This is a genomic window from Muriicola marianensis (assembly GCF_014638095.1).
GTDB lineage: Bacteria > Bacteroidota > Bacteroidia > Flavobacteriales > Flavobacteriaceae > Muriicola > Muriicola marianensis.
In genome coordinates, this window is the sequence record NZ_BMFH01000001.1 from 1,727,233 (window position 1) to 1,742,605 (window position 15,373).

At 43.6% G+C, this 15,373-nt stretch carries 15 protein-coding genes; 2 read left to right on the top strand and 13 right to left on the bottom strand.

The window, feature by feature from the left end; genetic code table 11:
• Window positions 1-182: 182 nt before the first annotated feature.
• Window positions 183-797, top strand: coding sequence for a TetR/AcrR family transcriptional regulator (locus IEV19_RS07855; RefSeq protein ID WP_188370103.1), 615 nt, complete (start codon window positions 183-185; stop codon window positions 795-797).
• Here IEV19_RS07855 and IEV19_RS07860 read toward each other — a convergent pair.
• The 3 genes from IEV19_RS07860 to IEV19_RS07870 are packed head-to-tail and all read right to left on the bottom strand — an operon-like array spanning window position 794 to window position 3,248.
• A complete protein-coding gene (locus IEV19_RS07860; RefSeq protein WP_229732511.1) occupies window positions 794-1,846 on the bottom strand; it encodes a glycosyltransferase family 9 protein in 1,053 nt (350 codons plus the stop codon). The genes IEV19_RS07855 and IEV19_RS07860 overlap by 4 nt on opposite strands.
• Window positions 1,827-2,435, bottom strand: a complete 609-nt coding sequence (locus IEV19_RS07865; RefSeq protein WP_188370104.1) for a DUF4254 domain-containing protein — start codon at window positions 2,433-2,435, stop codon at window positions 1,827-1,829. Before IEV19_RS07865 ends, IEV19_RS07860 begins: the two co-directional genes overlap by 20 nt.
• A gap of 27 nt (window positions 2,436-2,462) precedes the next feature.
• Window positions 2,463-3,248: a DUF6427 family protein gene (locus IEV19_RS07870; protein WP_188370105.1), complete on the bottom strand. Its 786-nt coding sequence runs from the start codon at window positions 3,246-3,248 to the stop codon at window positions 2,463-2,465.
• 193 nt (window positions 3,249-3,441) lie between these two features.
• On the opposite strand from IEV19_RS07870, the gene IEV19_RS07875 reads away from it, so the two are divergent.
• The gene (locus tag IEV19_RS07875; RefSeq protein WP_188370106.1) at window positions 3,442-3,663 is read left to right on the top strand and encodes a DUF6341 family protein; all 222 of its coding nucleotides are present in this window, start codon (window positions 3,442-3,444) and stop codon (window positions 3,661-3,663) included.
• Here IEV19_RS07875 and purD read toward each other — a convergent pair.
• From purD to IEV19_RS07925, 10 genes are all read right to left on the bottom strand, one after another.
• Complete coding sequence (gene purD, locus IEV19_RS07880) at window positions 3,658-4,929, bottom strand: phosphoribosylamine--glycine ligase (RefSeq protein WP_188370107.1); 1,272 nt, start codon at window positions 4,927-4,929, stop codon at window positions 3,658-3,660. The genes IEV19_RS07875 and purD overlap by 6 nt on opposite strands.
• 43 nt (window positions 4,930-4,972) lie before the next feature.
• Complete coding sequence (locus IEV19_RS07885; protein WP_188370108.1) at window positions 4,973-5,953, bottom strand: UDP-glucuronic acid decarboxylase family protein; 981 nt, start codon at window positions 5,951-5,953, stop codon at window positions 4,973-4,975.
• 167 nt (window positions 5,954-6,120) lie between these two features.
• Window positions 6,121-7,485, bottom strand: a complete 1,365-nt coding sequence (locus IEV19_RS07890; RefSeq protein ID WP_188370109.1) for a sugar transferase — start codon at window positions 7,483-7,485, stop codon at window positions 6,121-6,123.
• Between the two features lie 74 nt (window positions 7,486-7,559).
• Window positions 7,560-8,780, bottom strand: a complete 1,221-nt coding sequence (locus IEV19_RS07895; protein WP_188370110.1) for a glycosyltransferase family 4 protein — start codon at window positions 8,778-8,780, stop codon at window positions 7,560-7,562.
• A 25-nt stretch (window positions 8,781-8,805) separates the two neighbouring features.
• A complete protein-coding gene (locus tag IEV19_RS07900; protein ID WP_188370111.1) occupies window positions 8,806-10,422 on the bottom strand; it encodes a heparinase II/III family protein in 1,617 nt (538 codons plus the stop codon).
• Between the two features lie 31 nt (window positions 10,423-10,453).
• On the bottom strand, window positions 10,454-11,086 hold the full coding sequence (locus IEV19_RS07905) for a phage head spike fiber domain-containing protein (protein ID WP_188370112.1): 633 nt from the start codon (window positions 11,084-11,086) through the stop codon (window positions 10,454-10,456).
• Between the two features lie 17 nt (window positions 11,087-11,103).
• Window positions 11,104-12,051: a hypothetical protein gene (locus IEV19_RS07910; RefSeq protein WP_188370113.1), complete on the bottom strand. Its 948-nt coding sequence runs from the start codon at window positions 12,049-12,051 to the stop codon at window positions 11,104-11,106.
• 173 nt (window positions 12,052-12,224) lie between these two features.
• Complete coding sequence (locus IEV19_RS07915) at window positions 12,225-13,145, bottom strand: sulfotransferase family protein (RefSeq protein WP_188370114.1); 921 nt, start codon at window positions 13,143-13,145, stop codon at window positions 12,225-12,227.
• On the bottom strand, window positions 13,138-14,175 hold the full coding sequence (locus IEV19_RS07920) for a glycosyltransferase family 4 protein (RefSeq protein ID WP_188370115.1): 1,038 nt from the start codon (window positions 14,173-14,175) through the stop codon (window positions 13,138-13,140). The genes IEV19_RS07915 and IEV19_RS07920 overlap by 8 nt, the downstream gene beginning before the upstream one ends.
• Complete coding sequence (locus IEV19_RS07925; protein ID WP_188370116.1) at window positions 14,168-15,310, bottom strand: O-antigen ligase family protein; 1,143 nt, start codon at window positions 15,308-15,310, stop codon at window positions 14,168-14,170. Before IEV19_RS07925 ends, IEV19_RS07920 begins: the two co-directional genes overlap by 8 nt.
• Between the last annotated feature and the right edge of the window lie 63 nt (window positions 15,311-15,373).

Sequence of the window (15,373 nt, forward strand, 5' to 3'; positions counted from 1 at the left end):
TTTATCGGGAAAAATTACCGACCAAGTGGTCGGTTCAAAATACCGAAACAAGCCATTTTATATCCTTTTTTACTTCTTATCGATTTTTCGAATAGTTTTACCTTGTGAAATCCAGTAAGGACAGACTTCCCGGGTTTTAGTTATAGACCATATGGTCTGATAAACATAAAAACCCAAATCTCATGGATAAGAACTTGAAACGCATGACTACCATGCATCGGATGCAGACAAAAGGCCTCGAATTGTTTTATAAGAAAGGCTTTTACAATACTAGTATTGACGATATCTTAAAAGAGCTATCTCTTTCCAAAGGTGCTTTTTACTACCACTTTCAATCCAAAGAGGATTTCTTTATCAGTATAATACAAAACCTTGTTGTCCGAAAGGTCTACGGTATGCTGATCGAACCCATAGAAGGTGAAACAGATCCTTTTACAGCCATTGAAAAATGCTTCGAAAATGCATTGGCCATTGCGGAACACAACGAACTGGATTACGGTTTCGTCCTGGGGAATTTCATGAATGAATTCAACGGCAGGAATGAAGAAATCTCCAAATACCTCAGGGACATCTACAAGGTATGGGAGGTCAATCTGGTCACTACCCTTCAAAAAGGTAAGACAGACGGCTACGTAGCCCGACATGTAGACAGTGAAGGAGTTGCGGCTTTTCTCATTTCATCCTATATGGGAATTCGCATGCTGATGGTGGAAGGTAACAGCAGGAACCTGTCCTATCATTTTCTGCAACAGATACGCCAATACATGAAATCCCTGGCTCAGACGAGGCTGGTCTAGGCTATCTGAGAAGTTATTTCGAGTATCCTTTTCACAACAGTATTCGGATCGATAGTACGCATGACATCCTCATATCCGCCGGGATATTTATTGCCATAGACCGAGGTGGGAATCAGAGGATACTGATCCCTGTCTGCTACCAAAGAATTTTCCATGGGTTGGGCGTAAGGAGCAAATCCTGCGTAGGGATGAGTAATTCCCCATAATGTGATGGTGGGAATTCCGAACATGGCGGCCAGGTGCCCGTTTCCGCTATCCATGGAAACCATGAGATCCAGATTAGAGATCAGGTCGAGTTCCTGATCAAAAGCCAATTGACCCGCTGCGGATAGGCAATGTTCAAATTTCCCCTCGAGTCTTTGTAAAACCAGTATTTCCTTAGATCCCCCACCAAAGAGAATAATTTTATACTGGTCAGTATTATTAATTTGTTTTACCACCACTTCCATGAGATCCAGGGGATACATCTTTCCCTCAAAAGCTGCAAAAGGAGCTATACCGATCAGTTTTTTATTCCCTTTGGACAGCCAGTTTTCAGAGGTTTCTGACAGGGTTCTCGGTCTCAATATATCCTGAGGGTTCAGCTCTACTTTATAACCCATTCTGCGAAACACATCGGCATATCTTTCGTGGGTCGACTTCAATCGGGTAATTTCCTTGTCATGCCATCGCGTAAGCTTCTTCTTTTCTTTCCTCCCCTTATCAATCTGCACATATCGTACTCCTGAACCAAAAAAGAATGTCTTAAGTATATTAGTCCGCAACACATTATGAAGGTCTGCAATGCCTGAAATCGCCTTATGCTTTAATTCCTTTGAGAGTTTGAAAATCCCCGGTAAACCTTTGTAGTTATTCTTAAAGTCTGCCGGAAACACTTCTGTATTCGGAAGATCCCTGAAAATAGGCACAAAGAATGGCCTGGAGAGGATTAGTAGCCTGAGTTGTGGATTTAGGCGTAAGAGGGAGAGAAGAACGGGTACGGTCATGGCTACATCACCCATGGCCGAGAGTCTGATCACGAGAAGGGAATCATCCTTGTTTTTGTCCACGCAAAACGGGATTTAGCTCATCGTCGTTGTACATCTTCATCTGTTTGTAGACTTTCATGTATTTTCTCCCTGCTTCTATATCTGCCAGCAGCTGGTCAATGGCAGAAGAAAGGTCTTTTTTCTGTTCCGTCAGTACGGATAATTTTTGTCTGCAGGCTTGTAAATGGTCCTCGCTGGCATCCTCCCTTTCAGTTTCCTCCTTCATGTGATAAATTTTCAGGGCCAGTATGGAAAGTCGGTCTATAGCCCAGGCAGGGGATTCCGTGTTTATCGTGGCGTCTTCGAGTATTTTTACCCCCTTGTATTTTTCGAGAAAGTAGCTGTCTATGTATTCCACCAGGTCGGTCCTGTCCTGATTGCTCGCATCGATCTTGCGTTTGAGTTCCAGGGCAGCCCCGGGTTCAATATCCGGATCCCGTATCAGGTCTTCATAATGCCACTGAACCGTATCGATCCAGTTTTTTCTGTACAGGAGATGCTCTATGGTTCCGGAGGGATATGGATTTTCAAAATTCTGATCCACCTTGTCGATCAGATGGTACTTTTTAATGCTTTCTTCAAAGATCCTGTAAGCTTCTTTACTGAACATGGAGATGCTTTTTTGCAAAGGTATCCTTTATTTGGTTAGCAACTCGACGCTAAAAATGAAAAAAGAAGTCAGGATGGCCCCTGACAGAACCATTTCCCGAATATTATCCCGTTTGATCATCTCCACATATTTCCCGAGGAATACAGCGGCCGGGAAGAATGCAATGAGAATTGGAAATTCTTCTGAGGTCAGGGATAACAGCACAACGATAATACTCAGGAAAAAATATATGGAAACTACCCTCAGATTAATAATCCTTCCAAGTCCCAACTTACCGGATTTAAGGAATACCGCAAAACTGGTGACGGATATGAATAAGATGAAGATGATCAGTTTTGTGTTCCTTATCCAGTCGCGCAGCACACTTTCCCAATTACCGACATTGAAGTTATAGTGGGCAGCAAAGAATCCTTCCGTGCCACTCAGGATCAAAATCGAATTCCAGATCAACAAGAAAGTGACAATCCCGGCAATGGGGACAAACCAGTTTTTTATATTCTTAGGTTCGTAAATATAGATTGCAATAAAGACCAGTAAAAGGAAAAGGATCGCCCACCCGAAGAAAAGACTGGCGGCTAATACCCACAATGTGGCGTCCAGTATCTTTAGTTTTATATTTCTGAGCGATCTCAAGCTGATGAGTCTGCGGCAGGCCAGCACCAGAAAAAAGTTACACCCTATGGCGTCCGTATCCTTTACCGATGAGGGAAAGAAAAAGACCAGGACGACAAAGAAAAGAGCCACGTAAGCATTCGTACTGGAAATCTGGTTCCTGTTTACGACAAAATCGATGACCAGAACAGAAAACAACAAGAGAAAAAGAAAAAAAAGTTGTTTTACCCAATTTGAGGGATCTGAGCTACTTTCATCCAGATAAAAAAAGACGATTGTATAAAGAAGTGAGAGCAGACCGAGGAGAATAACATAATTTATGGGTTTTGTTTTGCCAAAAATGCCTGAAATCATCCCCGGATTTTATATTTTTGTCCTCGTAAATATAACTAAGATGAGTTCATTTTTTTACGGCATAGAAGATTTATTCGTCAACCACTTGTTCTGGCCCTATGATTTTTTCCGGTTTATGCAGAACTGGTGGACCTCCAATACCGTCAATTGGTTGTTTATGATCATCGGCACAGTGGCCATGGTGTATTGGCTCATGCAACTAAAGAAATTCAACGACAATAACGAGGAGGATAAGTCGATTACCTCCCATTCCTATCTATAGGTCGAATCCCAGGTCTTTTCTATAATACATTCCATCAAAGCTGATCTTCGTCAGGTTCTCGTAGGATGTACCTAGTGCCTTTCTGAAATCTTCTCCCAGGGAGGTTACAGCAAGAACGCGCCCGCCGTTGGTGACAAGAGTCCCATGGGTCCGGGTTGTGCCAGCGTGAAAAACAACAGATCCATCAATTGAATTTACACCTTGGATCTCCTTCCCTTTCGGATAGTTTCCCGGATAACCTCCGGATACAGCCATTACGGTAACAGCACTTCTGGGATCGATCTCCAATTCAATTGAATCCAGATTACCCTCTGCCACAGCCTGGAAAACCTCAACCAGGTCGTTTTTCAACCTCGGCAGAACGACCTCCGTTTCGGGATCTCCCAACCGGACATTGTATTCGATCACGAAAGGATCTTCCCCAACCTTGATCAATCCGATAAATATGAAGCCCTTGTATGGGATCTTATCTTTTTGCAAGCCCTGGATAGTCGGAAGGATGATTCGTTCGTTGATCTTGCTCATAAACGAGCCGTCTGCAAACGGAACCGGTGATATAGCGCCCATTCCCCCTGTGTTAAGTCCTGTATCTCCTTCTCCGATTCGCTTGTAATCCTTGGCTGTGGGGAGGACCTTGAAGTTTTTCCCATCTGTGAGCACAAAACAACTCAATTCAATCCCGCTCAGGAATTCTTCTATCACGACTGTGCTGCTGGCCTCTCCGAACTTGGAATCGAGCAGCATACGGCTCAATTCGGCTCTCGCCTCATCTAGGTCCTGCAGGATAACAACTCCCTTTCCTGCAGCCAGTCCGTCAGCCTTAAGGACATACGGGGGTTTTAACGTGCCCAGAAAATTGAATCCTTCCTGCAACATTTCTGCAGTGAAACTCCGGTATGCCGCTGTCGGGATTCCGTGCCTCGTCATAAACTGTTTCGCAAAATCCTTACTTCCTTCGAGGGCTGCGGCCTTTTTCTCAGGCCCGATCACTGCGACGTGTTTCAATTCCGGATCAGCGCCAAAGAAGTCGGCTATACCGCGAACCAAAGGATCTTCTGGTCCGACAACCACCATGTGGATGTCATGCTCCAGAACGGCCTTTTTGATCGCCCCAAAATCAGTAGGTTTTATCGAAAGGTTTACTGCGATCTCCTCTGTTCCCGCATTACCGGGAGCAACGAATAATTGCTTGAGGTTCTTACTCTGCTTCAGTTTCCAGGCCAGGGTGTGTTCGCGTCCCCCGGAACCCAGTAGTAGGATATTCATCTATCAGCGCTTTGCGCAAAAATAAGGTATGGAGGAGAAACTATCAGGATATGCCGGAGAAATCACGATGCTCTTTTTGTTTGAGTTCTTCCGGGGATAGGGAAAGGAAATATTCGTAGACCTTCCTCAGTCCTTCTTTCCTCCCCACTTTGGGTTCCCACCCCAGGATCTCCTTTGCCCTGGTGATATCCGGCTGTCTCTGTAGGGGATCGTCTTTTGGCAAGGGTTTATGAATGATCCTGAGATCCTTGCCGGTGAGATCCAGAATCTCCTGGGCGAATTCGTTTATGGTGGTCTCATCAGGGTTTCCGATATTGATGGGATCCGTATAATCGCTCATCAAAAGGCGGTAGATCCCTTCTATCTGATCATCTATATAGCAGAAGGAACGCGTTTGTTTTCCATCCCCAAAAACGGTCAGGTCTTCCCCTCTGAGAGCCTGGCCCATAAAAGCAGGTACTACACGGCCGTCGTTCAATCTCATTCTGGATCCATATGTATTAAAAATCCTGGCAATACGCGTGTCGACCCCATGGAATCTGTGATAGGCCATGGTGATCGATTCCATAAAGCGTTTGGCTTCGTCGTAGACTCCTCTAGGACCTACAGGAGATACGTTCCCATAATAGTCCTCATTCTGGGGGTGGACCAGGGGATCGCCGTATACTTCTGAAGTGGATGCAACAAGAATTGTCGCTTTCTTTTCCTTTGCGAGACCAAGACAGTTTAATGTTCCCAAAGATCCTACTTTGAGAGTTTGGATAGGAATTTTGAGATAGTCTATCGGACTAGCTGGGGATGCAAAGTGAAGTATGTAATCCAGTTTGCCTGGAATATGTACAAATTTGGTCACATCGTGATGATAGAATTCGAAATGCTCCAGGGGAAACAGGTGTTCGATATTCTTCAAGTCGCCCGTAATCAGATTATCCATACCGATCACGTGGTATTCTTCAGCTATAAACCGATCGCAGAGATGAGACCCTAAGAAGCCGGCTGCGCCGGTAATCAAAATCCTTTTCACTTTAAATCTTTTTCATTCTAATGTTCCCTTTATCCTCTTCCGTTATTATCAAAAACTTAAGAGATATTAGAGGAGATAAGTTATCGATAAAAGTAGAAAGTTTCCTAAGTTCTTTCTATCCATTGGTTTATTCATTGAGGATTGAATCCTTCATTCCTCCATCCCCATCAGACCCCCCTGGAAAAAATTACTGTTGTAAAGGTCTTGAAGATAATCCTCAGGTCGAGCATGATCGACCTGTTTTTTATGTAATATAGATCATATTCAAGTTTCCTTGTGGAATCTTCCAGATTTTCTCCATACTTGTATTTCACTTGGGCCCATCCGGTAATCCCCGGTTTGATCACATGTCTGATATTGTAGAACGGGATTATCTTTACCAGCTCTTTGACAAACACCTTACGTTCCGGCCTTGGCCCGATAAACCGCATGTCTCCGCGAACTACAGAGATTATCTGGGGAAGTTCGTCAATTCTGAACAGCCTTAATACCCTTCCAAATGGAGTGATCCTGGCGTCGTTCTTTGTGGCCATTTTGGCTCCGAGTTTTTCCGCATCGACCACCATGGACCTGAATTTATAGATCGTAAATTCCTTTCCATACTGCCCCACCCTCTTTTGAGTGTAGAAAAGAGGACCTCTGTTGAAGAATACATTACATACAAAAACAAAAGGAATACAGATGACAAAAATGAGTCCTACGAATAAGGATAGTCCAAAATTGATCATAAAGCTGAACAATGCCTGTAGATATCTTATTTTCTTATTCCTGAGTTGCAAAATCTCATAAAAGCTGTCATTGTGCGAATTCACAGGAAGAGCCTCATAGGTGTTCTCATAGAACGAAGTATATGATATGATCTCTTTACCTTCCATGATCGATTTCAATATGATCTTTTGGAGATAGGGCGGTATGGCTTCATAACTTTCGGTGTTAATTATCCATGCATCCACCTTTTGTATAGCTTCCAGAAAACTCTTTCGATCTGTCAGGTCATTCCCTTCTATATGGTAGGTGAGTTTTACCTTATAAAAAGTATTGGTTTCGGCACCGTTGATCTTTTCTATAATGGATTTAAGATTCAGGTCATAGCCGTCATAGAGGAGCAGGACGTTTTTGGTGACGGGAATGATCTTGAAGAGGTTGCTGTATAATAACCTCCACAAAGCAACTTGTATGGGAGTTAGAAACAAAAAGGACAACAGTGGGATTCGCCAAAAGCTGATATCGTAGAAGATGATACATATCATGATCAAAGTGAAGATGAAGATGACGGATATGTAGATCCCCTGGGAAATGGCAGTCCGGCGCCTTACCAGTTTTTCAAGATTGTAGAAGTCGAGAATATACGCCAGGAACAGAAATAGGATCAACCCTATGACACTGATCTGTACTTTTAACCACAGGTAGGAATATTTCTCATCTATGGCGTGATTGACCAGCAGATTCAGGGCGGCAATGATCATGATCAAATCCCCTACGAGCAATATAAATTTCCGCTCGATAGAATTCAGGACTGAAGGTTTGGACATTGCTCTATCTATTTTAGTTATCTGATTCAGACCCTTCGGATGGTTACCTGCCCGATGACCTGAGCCAGGTGAGGCTACTTCTCTAACACTTTTAGTATATAACGATGTATTTTTTCGCAATTCACCTCCCTTGTGTATTTTCCCTGAAGGAGCTCCTTGTTTCTCTCCGAAGATAAAGATCGTTCTTTTAAACTGATATCTAATTCCATAATACCAGAAGCAATTGCTTGATCATTGCAGCTTTCCAACACAAGATTAGCTTTGTTTTCATTCAAAATATCCTTCCCTTCTCCGGTAATAGCCGCAAGTATCGGCTTTCCAAACATCATATAATCGAACAATTTGGATGGAATGGTCTTATCGAGTGCTTCTGAACTTATCAATCCCAGATAGAGGACATCGGAATTATTGAGATGCTCTGATAGCGCTGCTTTTGGAAAGACACCGTGAAAGTGGATATTCTCATTTAAACCCAACTCCTTACTCATCTTTTGAAGTTCCTCTTCCAGGACGCCTGTTCCGTAGATATCCAGATGCCAATCATGGGCCAACTCTCTGGATTTTAGAACGTCGAAGGCCTTTATGAGCTGATCCATTCCTTGTACCAGGCCCAGATTGCCGGCATAGGCGATTCTCGCCGTCCGGTTGTTATTGTTATTAAGATCCTTTGTTACCTCTGATAAATACTGTGCCTTTGGCCCGTTATATGCAACACAGATATCCCTTCTGTAATACTGTTCGATATATTCTTTCATCGGGGTACTAACACAGACAATACCGTGACTTCTCCTGTAGAGGAATCTCTCAAAAACAGAAGCAACCTTATAGGCTACCCCTCCTTTGCTTAATTGTCCGGCGGCCACCGCACTGTCCGGCCAAATATCCCTTATTTCAAGAATTAATTTTTTTCTGAACAGAAACCTCAGCATCACTCCGGTAATTCCAATAAAAATGGGTGGAGAAGAGATAAATACAACATCGGGCTTCCATCCCCTGAACCTCCATTTCAGACTGTATACCAGGCTTTTTGGAATAAAGGAAAGATAATGCAATAGAAAACCCATGAAACCCCTCTGCTTTACTTTTTTGAGCTTGATCCTTCTGATCTGATCCGGATTTTCAGGGCTCAAACCTTCCTCGCCCTGAATTTTATGAGGATAGGAAGTAATCACCCTGACGTCGACGTTCCGGCCTCTCATATACTCCACAAAGTCCGTACTGCGAAAGGCCGCAGCCGTGATATCTGGTTCGAAATAATATCCGAGAAATAGAAGTTTACATGTATCCTGGCCCATTCTTTTGCAATGTCAGCATCTGATTTTAACTTTTTTCAGGTCTGGTATGAATGAAACGGGTGTCTAATTCCTCCGAAAAGCTGACCCTGATCTTAAAGGCGTCCACAAGATTCCCGTATCCTGTTGCGAATTTATACAAATCGACTTGTATGCCCTTTATATCTCCATCAAATAAGATCTCAATTCCCAGGTCGTCAATCACCACTTTTTTTTCTTCAGACAGGCTGGGTCTGATCCCCGGATAGAAATGGAAATGGGCATCGGCCTTGTACTTCGTCCTTTTCTTTCTGATGATCCTGTCTTTGATGTCGACCCCCGTGCCGTCTCTCATTTGCAGACTGCGAAAATGATGAAGCCCCAGATGCTTATAGCCGTCGTGGATTCCTTCTGCACTGTATTCAGATTCTTCAAAATGCAGGATTTTAGCCCTCCTGCCAACTCGGAAAGTTCCCCAGATATCTGACTGAGGTTCATCATTGACCACAACCGTGTTATGCGCTGCCGTACTGCGTTCAATATGTCTTCTGCTCCCGGGCGCATAAGTGGATGTTCCGGAATCTACAAGCAGAGGTGAGCCATTGTAGTATATCTCAAAATTAAAGGTGTCTGCATGGGCGTGTCCCGGAATGTAATCAGGCCCAATATCTCCAAAATCGGCAAAGACCTCGAAAGGGAGATCCGTGAATTTTCTATACCCTGACTCCTTAAGGGGAATGGGGTCCCACCCAATACCTATTCTGCTTGCGAATCCAAACAAAGCCTCAGGATTGAACGCGAAGCCGTGTACTGAATCGTTCACCATGGGCACCGCATCGTCTTCATATCGAACTGCATCCAGCCAGGATAGCATCCTGCTTGTCGTTTCGTATACTAAAGAATACAGCGAACCTTCATCTCTGTTATTGAGTCTCAACAGATAAATAACATCCAGCATCCTGTGCAACAGGATACGGTGATACATAGGGGAGAGTTCAAAGTGTGCTCCGTCCCTGAGAAACTGTTCCCGTAGTTGTTCTTTCAAAATTTTTTCAGCTTTCTGAGAGAAATATGTGTCCTGAAAGTACACTCCTGCAAACATTAAAGACACTCCGTTCTCCAACAAATGATTGCCCATGATGTGATATTCGGGGCGACGGGAGAGCCTGACGAATTCCCTATAGAGGAATCTGTTCACTTTCTGATCCACAATATGGTGTTTCGAAAGGAATTTGATCCAGTTTATTCCACGGAGGGAAGTTGGGTAGGGTTCCTTCCCCGTTCTATGGTCCTTTTGACCCATATAGTCCTTGATCAATAGGAGTCCATTTTCAGGATCTATACGTTCCTGATTCAGGAAATCGAAATAATTCAGATTATAGGTCCAGAGTTTTCCATATTGATCAAGTTCCCATTGGATTCCTTTCTCAAATTCGTGTAGCGTGTTCAAAAAAATGAACCTGTCCTTCCCGAGAAAAGAATCTTTATAGGCAAGCCCCCCTTCCCATCTGATGGGAGAAATAGAAGATGTATACTCCCTCTTAGCGTATATTCCGGCGGGGAGGTAAGGTGCAATAAATCTGTAATACAACTGGTATCGTATCTGAACGGGTTTCAGGTATTTTACCGTATTTAAAAACCTCTTTATTTTCGGAATCACACCCATGACGGATTGTATAAATAGATATTCTCCAGTTTTACCGGATAAAGGTATATTCTGAGGAAGTTGAGCCCAACAGGACCTCATTTCCACAATAGGCACCTGCATTCTCATCCGAAGAAGTGATCCTTTCCAACTGTGCCCCCCATGCGTACACCTTGTTGAGAGAAGAGCCTTTGATCAGCGCATAGGCGGGGAATACCACAATCTCTCCCTCTGCGGGAACCTCGATCTTTACAGAAGCCCGGGTCCAGGCATCATCTGATAATTCGACCACCTCTTTATTCCAGATCCTCTTTTGCCCCCTGAACTCAACTCCTATAGCAAAGCTGCCCTTCGTACCAGGCGTTGATCGCAAATGAACTGAAAAGACAAACGTGCCGGACGGTACGGAATCAACCTTTTGATACACCCTGGATTCTTTTGGATCCTCAGAAATATCCAAAAGATCTGCAGTGCGATGTTTATTGGGATCAGTGGCCACATTATTTTGAACATCTGCCTCGTCTTTAAACCAATATTCATCATGAAAGTCTTCTGTATAATGCAAAAGGTTCTGGCAATATGTATTTCCTGCGATCTGGTCGCCCCATGGGGGGGTGTATCCTTCCCTGCAGGAGGAGAGGAATAGGAACAGAAACCAATAGTAAAGTAGCCTATTTCGTAACATAATATTATAAGTGGTCTTCATTGCTTCACCTTTTCTTCAACGTCAGCCTCCTCTCCCATATACGAATCCAGATATGCTACAAGAGAACCCCTGTCTATGACCACCTGGCTATTGCCAAATTGTCTCGTACCTGTGCAAAACATGGTAATTCCTTCAGGATCTGAATCTTCTGTTACCGGAAACTTTATTTCAGGGTATCTGAATATTTTCAGGGAGATGGAAGCCCAAAGATCCATTTTCAGCCTGGCAATCTGGATCCAGTTTTCGCACTCCCGGGACGCCCAAATTTCAACCGCCTTGGACCGATTGATCTCGCTGGGTTCCACAACCGTAGAAATGAGTGAGACGGATGGTGAATGATAGCTGTAGAAAGCGCTTCCTGAAATACGCCTTAAAGCCCTGAAACTATTTTGTTCCGGACTGAAGGACTGAATAAAATTTATTTCCTTCGGACTATCCATGGGTACAATGATCCGATCTTGCAGGGGGATAATAGACACTGCCCTGCATTTCTGACTTCCCGAAATGACACATTTCAGGGTCTTAAAGTGATCATTGGTGAACCACAACCCGGATTCCTCATCGGAATCGCCTGTCAATACCCAGACCCCGTTGCGAAATGGATCTTTGTAGATTCCGTGAACATGCCTGATGCTGCCGGCGGGGAAGGTATAAGATACCTCCCATTCAATTCCGTTATGAGAGCCGAATATATGTACTTCCGATCTGGATGGATTGGAAAAATATTCTCCCCAATACACCATATGCTCAAAGCTACACAGGTTCAAGGGCCGGCTTCCTCTTTCAATTTTAAAAGTCCTTACGAATTTCCTATCCTCCGGCCTTTTGGTGATGATAGCTCCTTTTTTGACCGCAATCAGAATTTCGCGATGTGGAATTATACTATTGATCTCAAGACGCAATACTCTCCTGGCTAATGAATTCCACCCAAAAAGCATTTCCATCAAAGATCGGGGAGTTCTATATACCTCCTTGCCCGATCCCGATTCGACCATAATTTTTGATCCTTTGGCAAAATATTCCTCCCCCGAAGATGAGTACCACAGAGGTTGTTTACCCCTTATCCTCTTGAGAACAGGCACATAAAATCCATATGATGAACTATCTTTCAATCGTGTTACTTTATACGCGTGTACAACATGGAGAAAGCCCTTACCCCCATGGTGGCCATGGGTAATCCCATTTTATGCCACAGCTTCAGAGATCTTGGTTGGGACATTTTCTCATATCCGAATTTCAACATCGTAGGTTTGGCTATTGCTTCGATCACGGCCAGTTGAAATGGAGTATAAAATTCCTTCCATTTAAATCTATTGCCTTTCATTAGTGGTTTCAGGGTCTCTTTTTTCCACTGCATCTCCTCCTTCGTTACCAGGTCCTTAGCTGCATCATTGAAACGGAGCATCCCCTCCTCAAAGGCAATACCGAGGAAATCGCACAACCCTTTCAGCGTTTCCTCAGGATCTTCGAGTAAATCCTCGTATCTGAGTCGGTAGTAGGAAACAGATTTTAAGCGATCGGCCGACTTCAGGCCATGTTTCATCTGAGCTTCACCAATCATCGCATGCAGCCAATAGGGCCTTTTTGAAGACCAATTCGCCTTTAACTTAGAGTATACTACGTCCCGGGGGTCCCGGATGATATGGATAATTTGTGCTTGTGGAAAATGACTGTGGATAGAAGAAATATTCTCCAGGTTCCTGGGGTCTTTGTCGACCAACCGGCTTTTCCTGTTCCTGTTTTTCAGCTGTTCATTGATCTCAGTGTACACATCGGCCATGTTAAAAGTAGCTCCTTCCAGGGCTTTAAATGATCCGGGGTTCAGTTCCAGCCTCTGAAAGTGCCTGTCATTTCTCAGAATCTTCGTGAACTCCTTTGAACCTTTTTTCTCGAACATTGCAGTTTTACCTTCCTTCGATAAATAGCTTCTGAAAAAATGCGATTCAGGAGCAGAAGTCAGTTCGGAATGGGCATGGAGCATGGATTGCAGCAAGCTGGTTCCAGATCTTCCGACTCCTACGATGTAAATCTCACTCATTTCCTTTGATCAGATTAAGTTTGCTGCCAGACTGATAGAGGCTATTGAATTGTCTTGAATAATTCAGCGCTTCCTTGCTCAATTCCGTATAATTTTCGTGGTTAAACCACCTGATGGCCTCAATCAGTGCGTTTACGTCCCTTGGGGGGATTAGCAGACCTGTTTTTTTATGTTCAATGATCTCCGGAATGGCATTCCATTCAGTACTGATCACAGGTTTCCCCATCGCGTAAGATTCAATCAGGATTCCCGGATATCCCTCTCCGGGATAATAGGTGGGAAGCATGATCACATCGTACTGTTCAATTACACCCATCACTTCTTCCGGCTTAAGAGGGCGCTGATATACCTCTTCAAAGGTCTGGTGCAGGTGATCGGGCAATTCAAGATCGACAATGGGTCCATAAATGTGAAGGGTATAATCCGGTCTGATTTCCTGTGCTGCTTCCAGTATCTCTATGACTCCCTTGGAGTTTTTTACCTGACTGATAAAGGCATATTTTCCGGAATAGTTCACATCGACCGGTGAGCGGTCTTCAAAATTCCGGGCATTGGGAAACCATTCAGCCCTTCCGAACTTTTCAAAAAATTGTACGAGGTGCTTGGTTTCATAGAATGATACTGAGAGATTCCTCAATAACCACCTCAATTTCCATTGTACGATTTTATTACTCTTTTTATAAAATTGATCAAAGCCGCCGCCGAGCTTTTTCATGCTCATTCTTTTCCCGTAAATACGGGCGATCATCAGAATAGCAGGGGCCAGATAAGCTACCACCCGGTCACTTCCGATGAATAATACACATCGGTGATTCTTCATTCGGCTCACAGCTCTCGCTATTACTTTGATGTAACTCAAAATAAATCCGCCGTGGTTGGCCGGGTTGATATCGATTACGGAAAACGATTCCCCCAGCGTTTTAAGATCACTGATAAATTCTTCCGAAAGCCTGATAGCCCCTCCGATCCTCTCAGGATCTTTATTATTATATCGCTTTGCGAATACGAGAATATCTATCTTTTCAGCCATTAGTCACCCTTAGTTTTCCTCCGATAAATTTCGCATCATCGAAATAAGACAAAAGGCAAAAGCCGATGCCTGTTCCTATAAACAAAATTCCCCAAATCCTGCTTAACAATCCTTCCGTGAGTCCGCAAATGCAGAATAAGAGAACAAAAATCACCCCTATATAATTTCTTACTTCATAGTTCCTGATGATCAGGCTTCCGAGAAAGCCAAACCAAAGCAATAATCCAACGATGCCATTTCTTACGAGAATAAGGAGGAAATCATTGTGGGCATTGAAGTTATCAAAGAATTGCCTGGTCAGAAAGTTATGGTAATAGCATTCCCTAAGGGCCAGGAGTTCATTACCACTACCAACGCCGAAGATCCAGGAATTGGACCGAAAAACTTCCAGGGCGCAGGACCAGGTATCCATTCTGATGGACATACTGTTAGAGAATCCATTGATCACCCGCTCTCTTATTAAAGCGACCGGTGTACTGTCTGATATCCATAGGATGGTGCCCGCAAGGATTAAAATCGCAACTGTAAATAATAAAGATGTTTTCAGAGTACTACCCCTCCTGAAACCGAGTATAAAATAGATGGGCACTAGCAGTCCAAATGCCAGGATGGCTGTTCTCGCTTTGATGACAAATACGGAAGCAAAAAATATAAACAGGAACAGGTAAATCATACTCCTGACTAACCGCTTCCTATAAATCTTCAGACCTTCCAAACAGAGAAAGAAGGAACACACTACGAACATGGAAATATAAGCAGGGTGATAATTTCCTGAACCCGAGATAAATATGGAGTAATTAAATGGGTTTTCAGCTCCGCTGCTATAGTGGCCCGCTGCATATGAATAGCTTATGAGAAGAATCAGGAAGGTGGAAATTACGAAACCGGACAAAGAAAAAGACAGCTGCTTCCTGTTCAGATTCCTGGCCGGAATAATCAGAATAGGCAAAAGGACCAATAAAACGAATTTTCCGATCTTTTCCAGATAGAGAGAGAAAAATTCCTGGTATGAAAATAACAGCCCTAAAAGGAACCACAATAAATTCAGGATGATCAGGATATAAGCGTACTTGCGGAATACTTTCCAAATGGATTTCTTATCCCCATTGATAAGCCAGGCAGCGCTTAGTACCATTAATCCCAGGTTGCTATATCTGTTCTCCAAGGGCAACGTAAAAAGAAAAAGAAACAAGGCGAC

Bases quoted from the DNA above. Each gene is read 5' to 3' on its own strand.
- IEV19_RS07925 (WP_188370116.1), bottom strand. From the start codon at position 15,310: ATGGTACTAAGCGCTGCCTGGCTTATCAATGGGGATAAGAAATCCATT.
- IEV19_RS07875 (WP_188370106.1), top strand. From the start codon at position 3,442: ATGAGTTCATTTTTTTACGGCATAGAAGATTTATTCGTCAACCACTTG.
- IEV19_RS07910 (WP_188370113.1), bottom strand. From the start codon at position 12,051: ATGGAAATGCTTTTTGGGTGGAATTCATTAGCCAGGAGAGTATTGCGT.
- IEV19_RS07905 (WP_188370112.1), bottom strand. From the start codon at position 11,086: ATGTTACGAAATAGGCTACTTTACTATTGGTTTCTGTTCCTATTCCTC.
- IEV19_RS07920 (WP_188370115.1), bottom strand. From the start codon at position 14,175: ATGGCTGAAAAGATAGATATTCTCGTATTCGCAAAGCGATATAATAAT.
- IEV19_RS07865 (WP_188370104.1), bottom strand. From the start codon at position 2,435: ATGTTCAGTAAAGAAGCTTACAGGATCTTTGAAGAAAGCATTAAAAAG.
- IEV19_RS07895 (WP_188370110.1), bottom strand. From the start codon at position 8,780: ATGGGCCAGGATACATGTAAACTTCTATTTCTCGGATATTATTTCGAA.
- IEV19_RS07900 (WP_188370111.1), bottom strand. From the start codon at position 10,422: ATGGGTGTGATTCCGAAAATAAAGAGGTTTTTAAATACGGTAAAATAC.
- IEV19_RS07855 (WP_188370103.1), top strand. From the start codon at position 183: ATGGATAAGAACTTGAAACGCATGACTACCATGCATCGGATGCAGACA.
- IEV19_RS07915 (WP_188370114.1), bottom strand. From the start codon at position 13,145: ATGAGTGAGATTTACATCGTAGGAGTCGGAAGATCTGGAACCAGCTTG.
- IEV19_RS07890 (WP_188370109.1), bottom strand. From the start codon at position 7,485: ATGTCCAAACCTTCAGTCCTGAATTCTATCGAGCGGAAATTTATATTG.
- purD (WP_188370107.1), bottom strand. From the start codon at position 4,929: ATGAATATCCTACTACTGGGTTCCGGGGGACGCGAACACACCCTGGCC.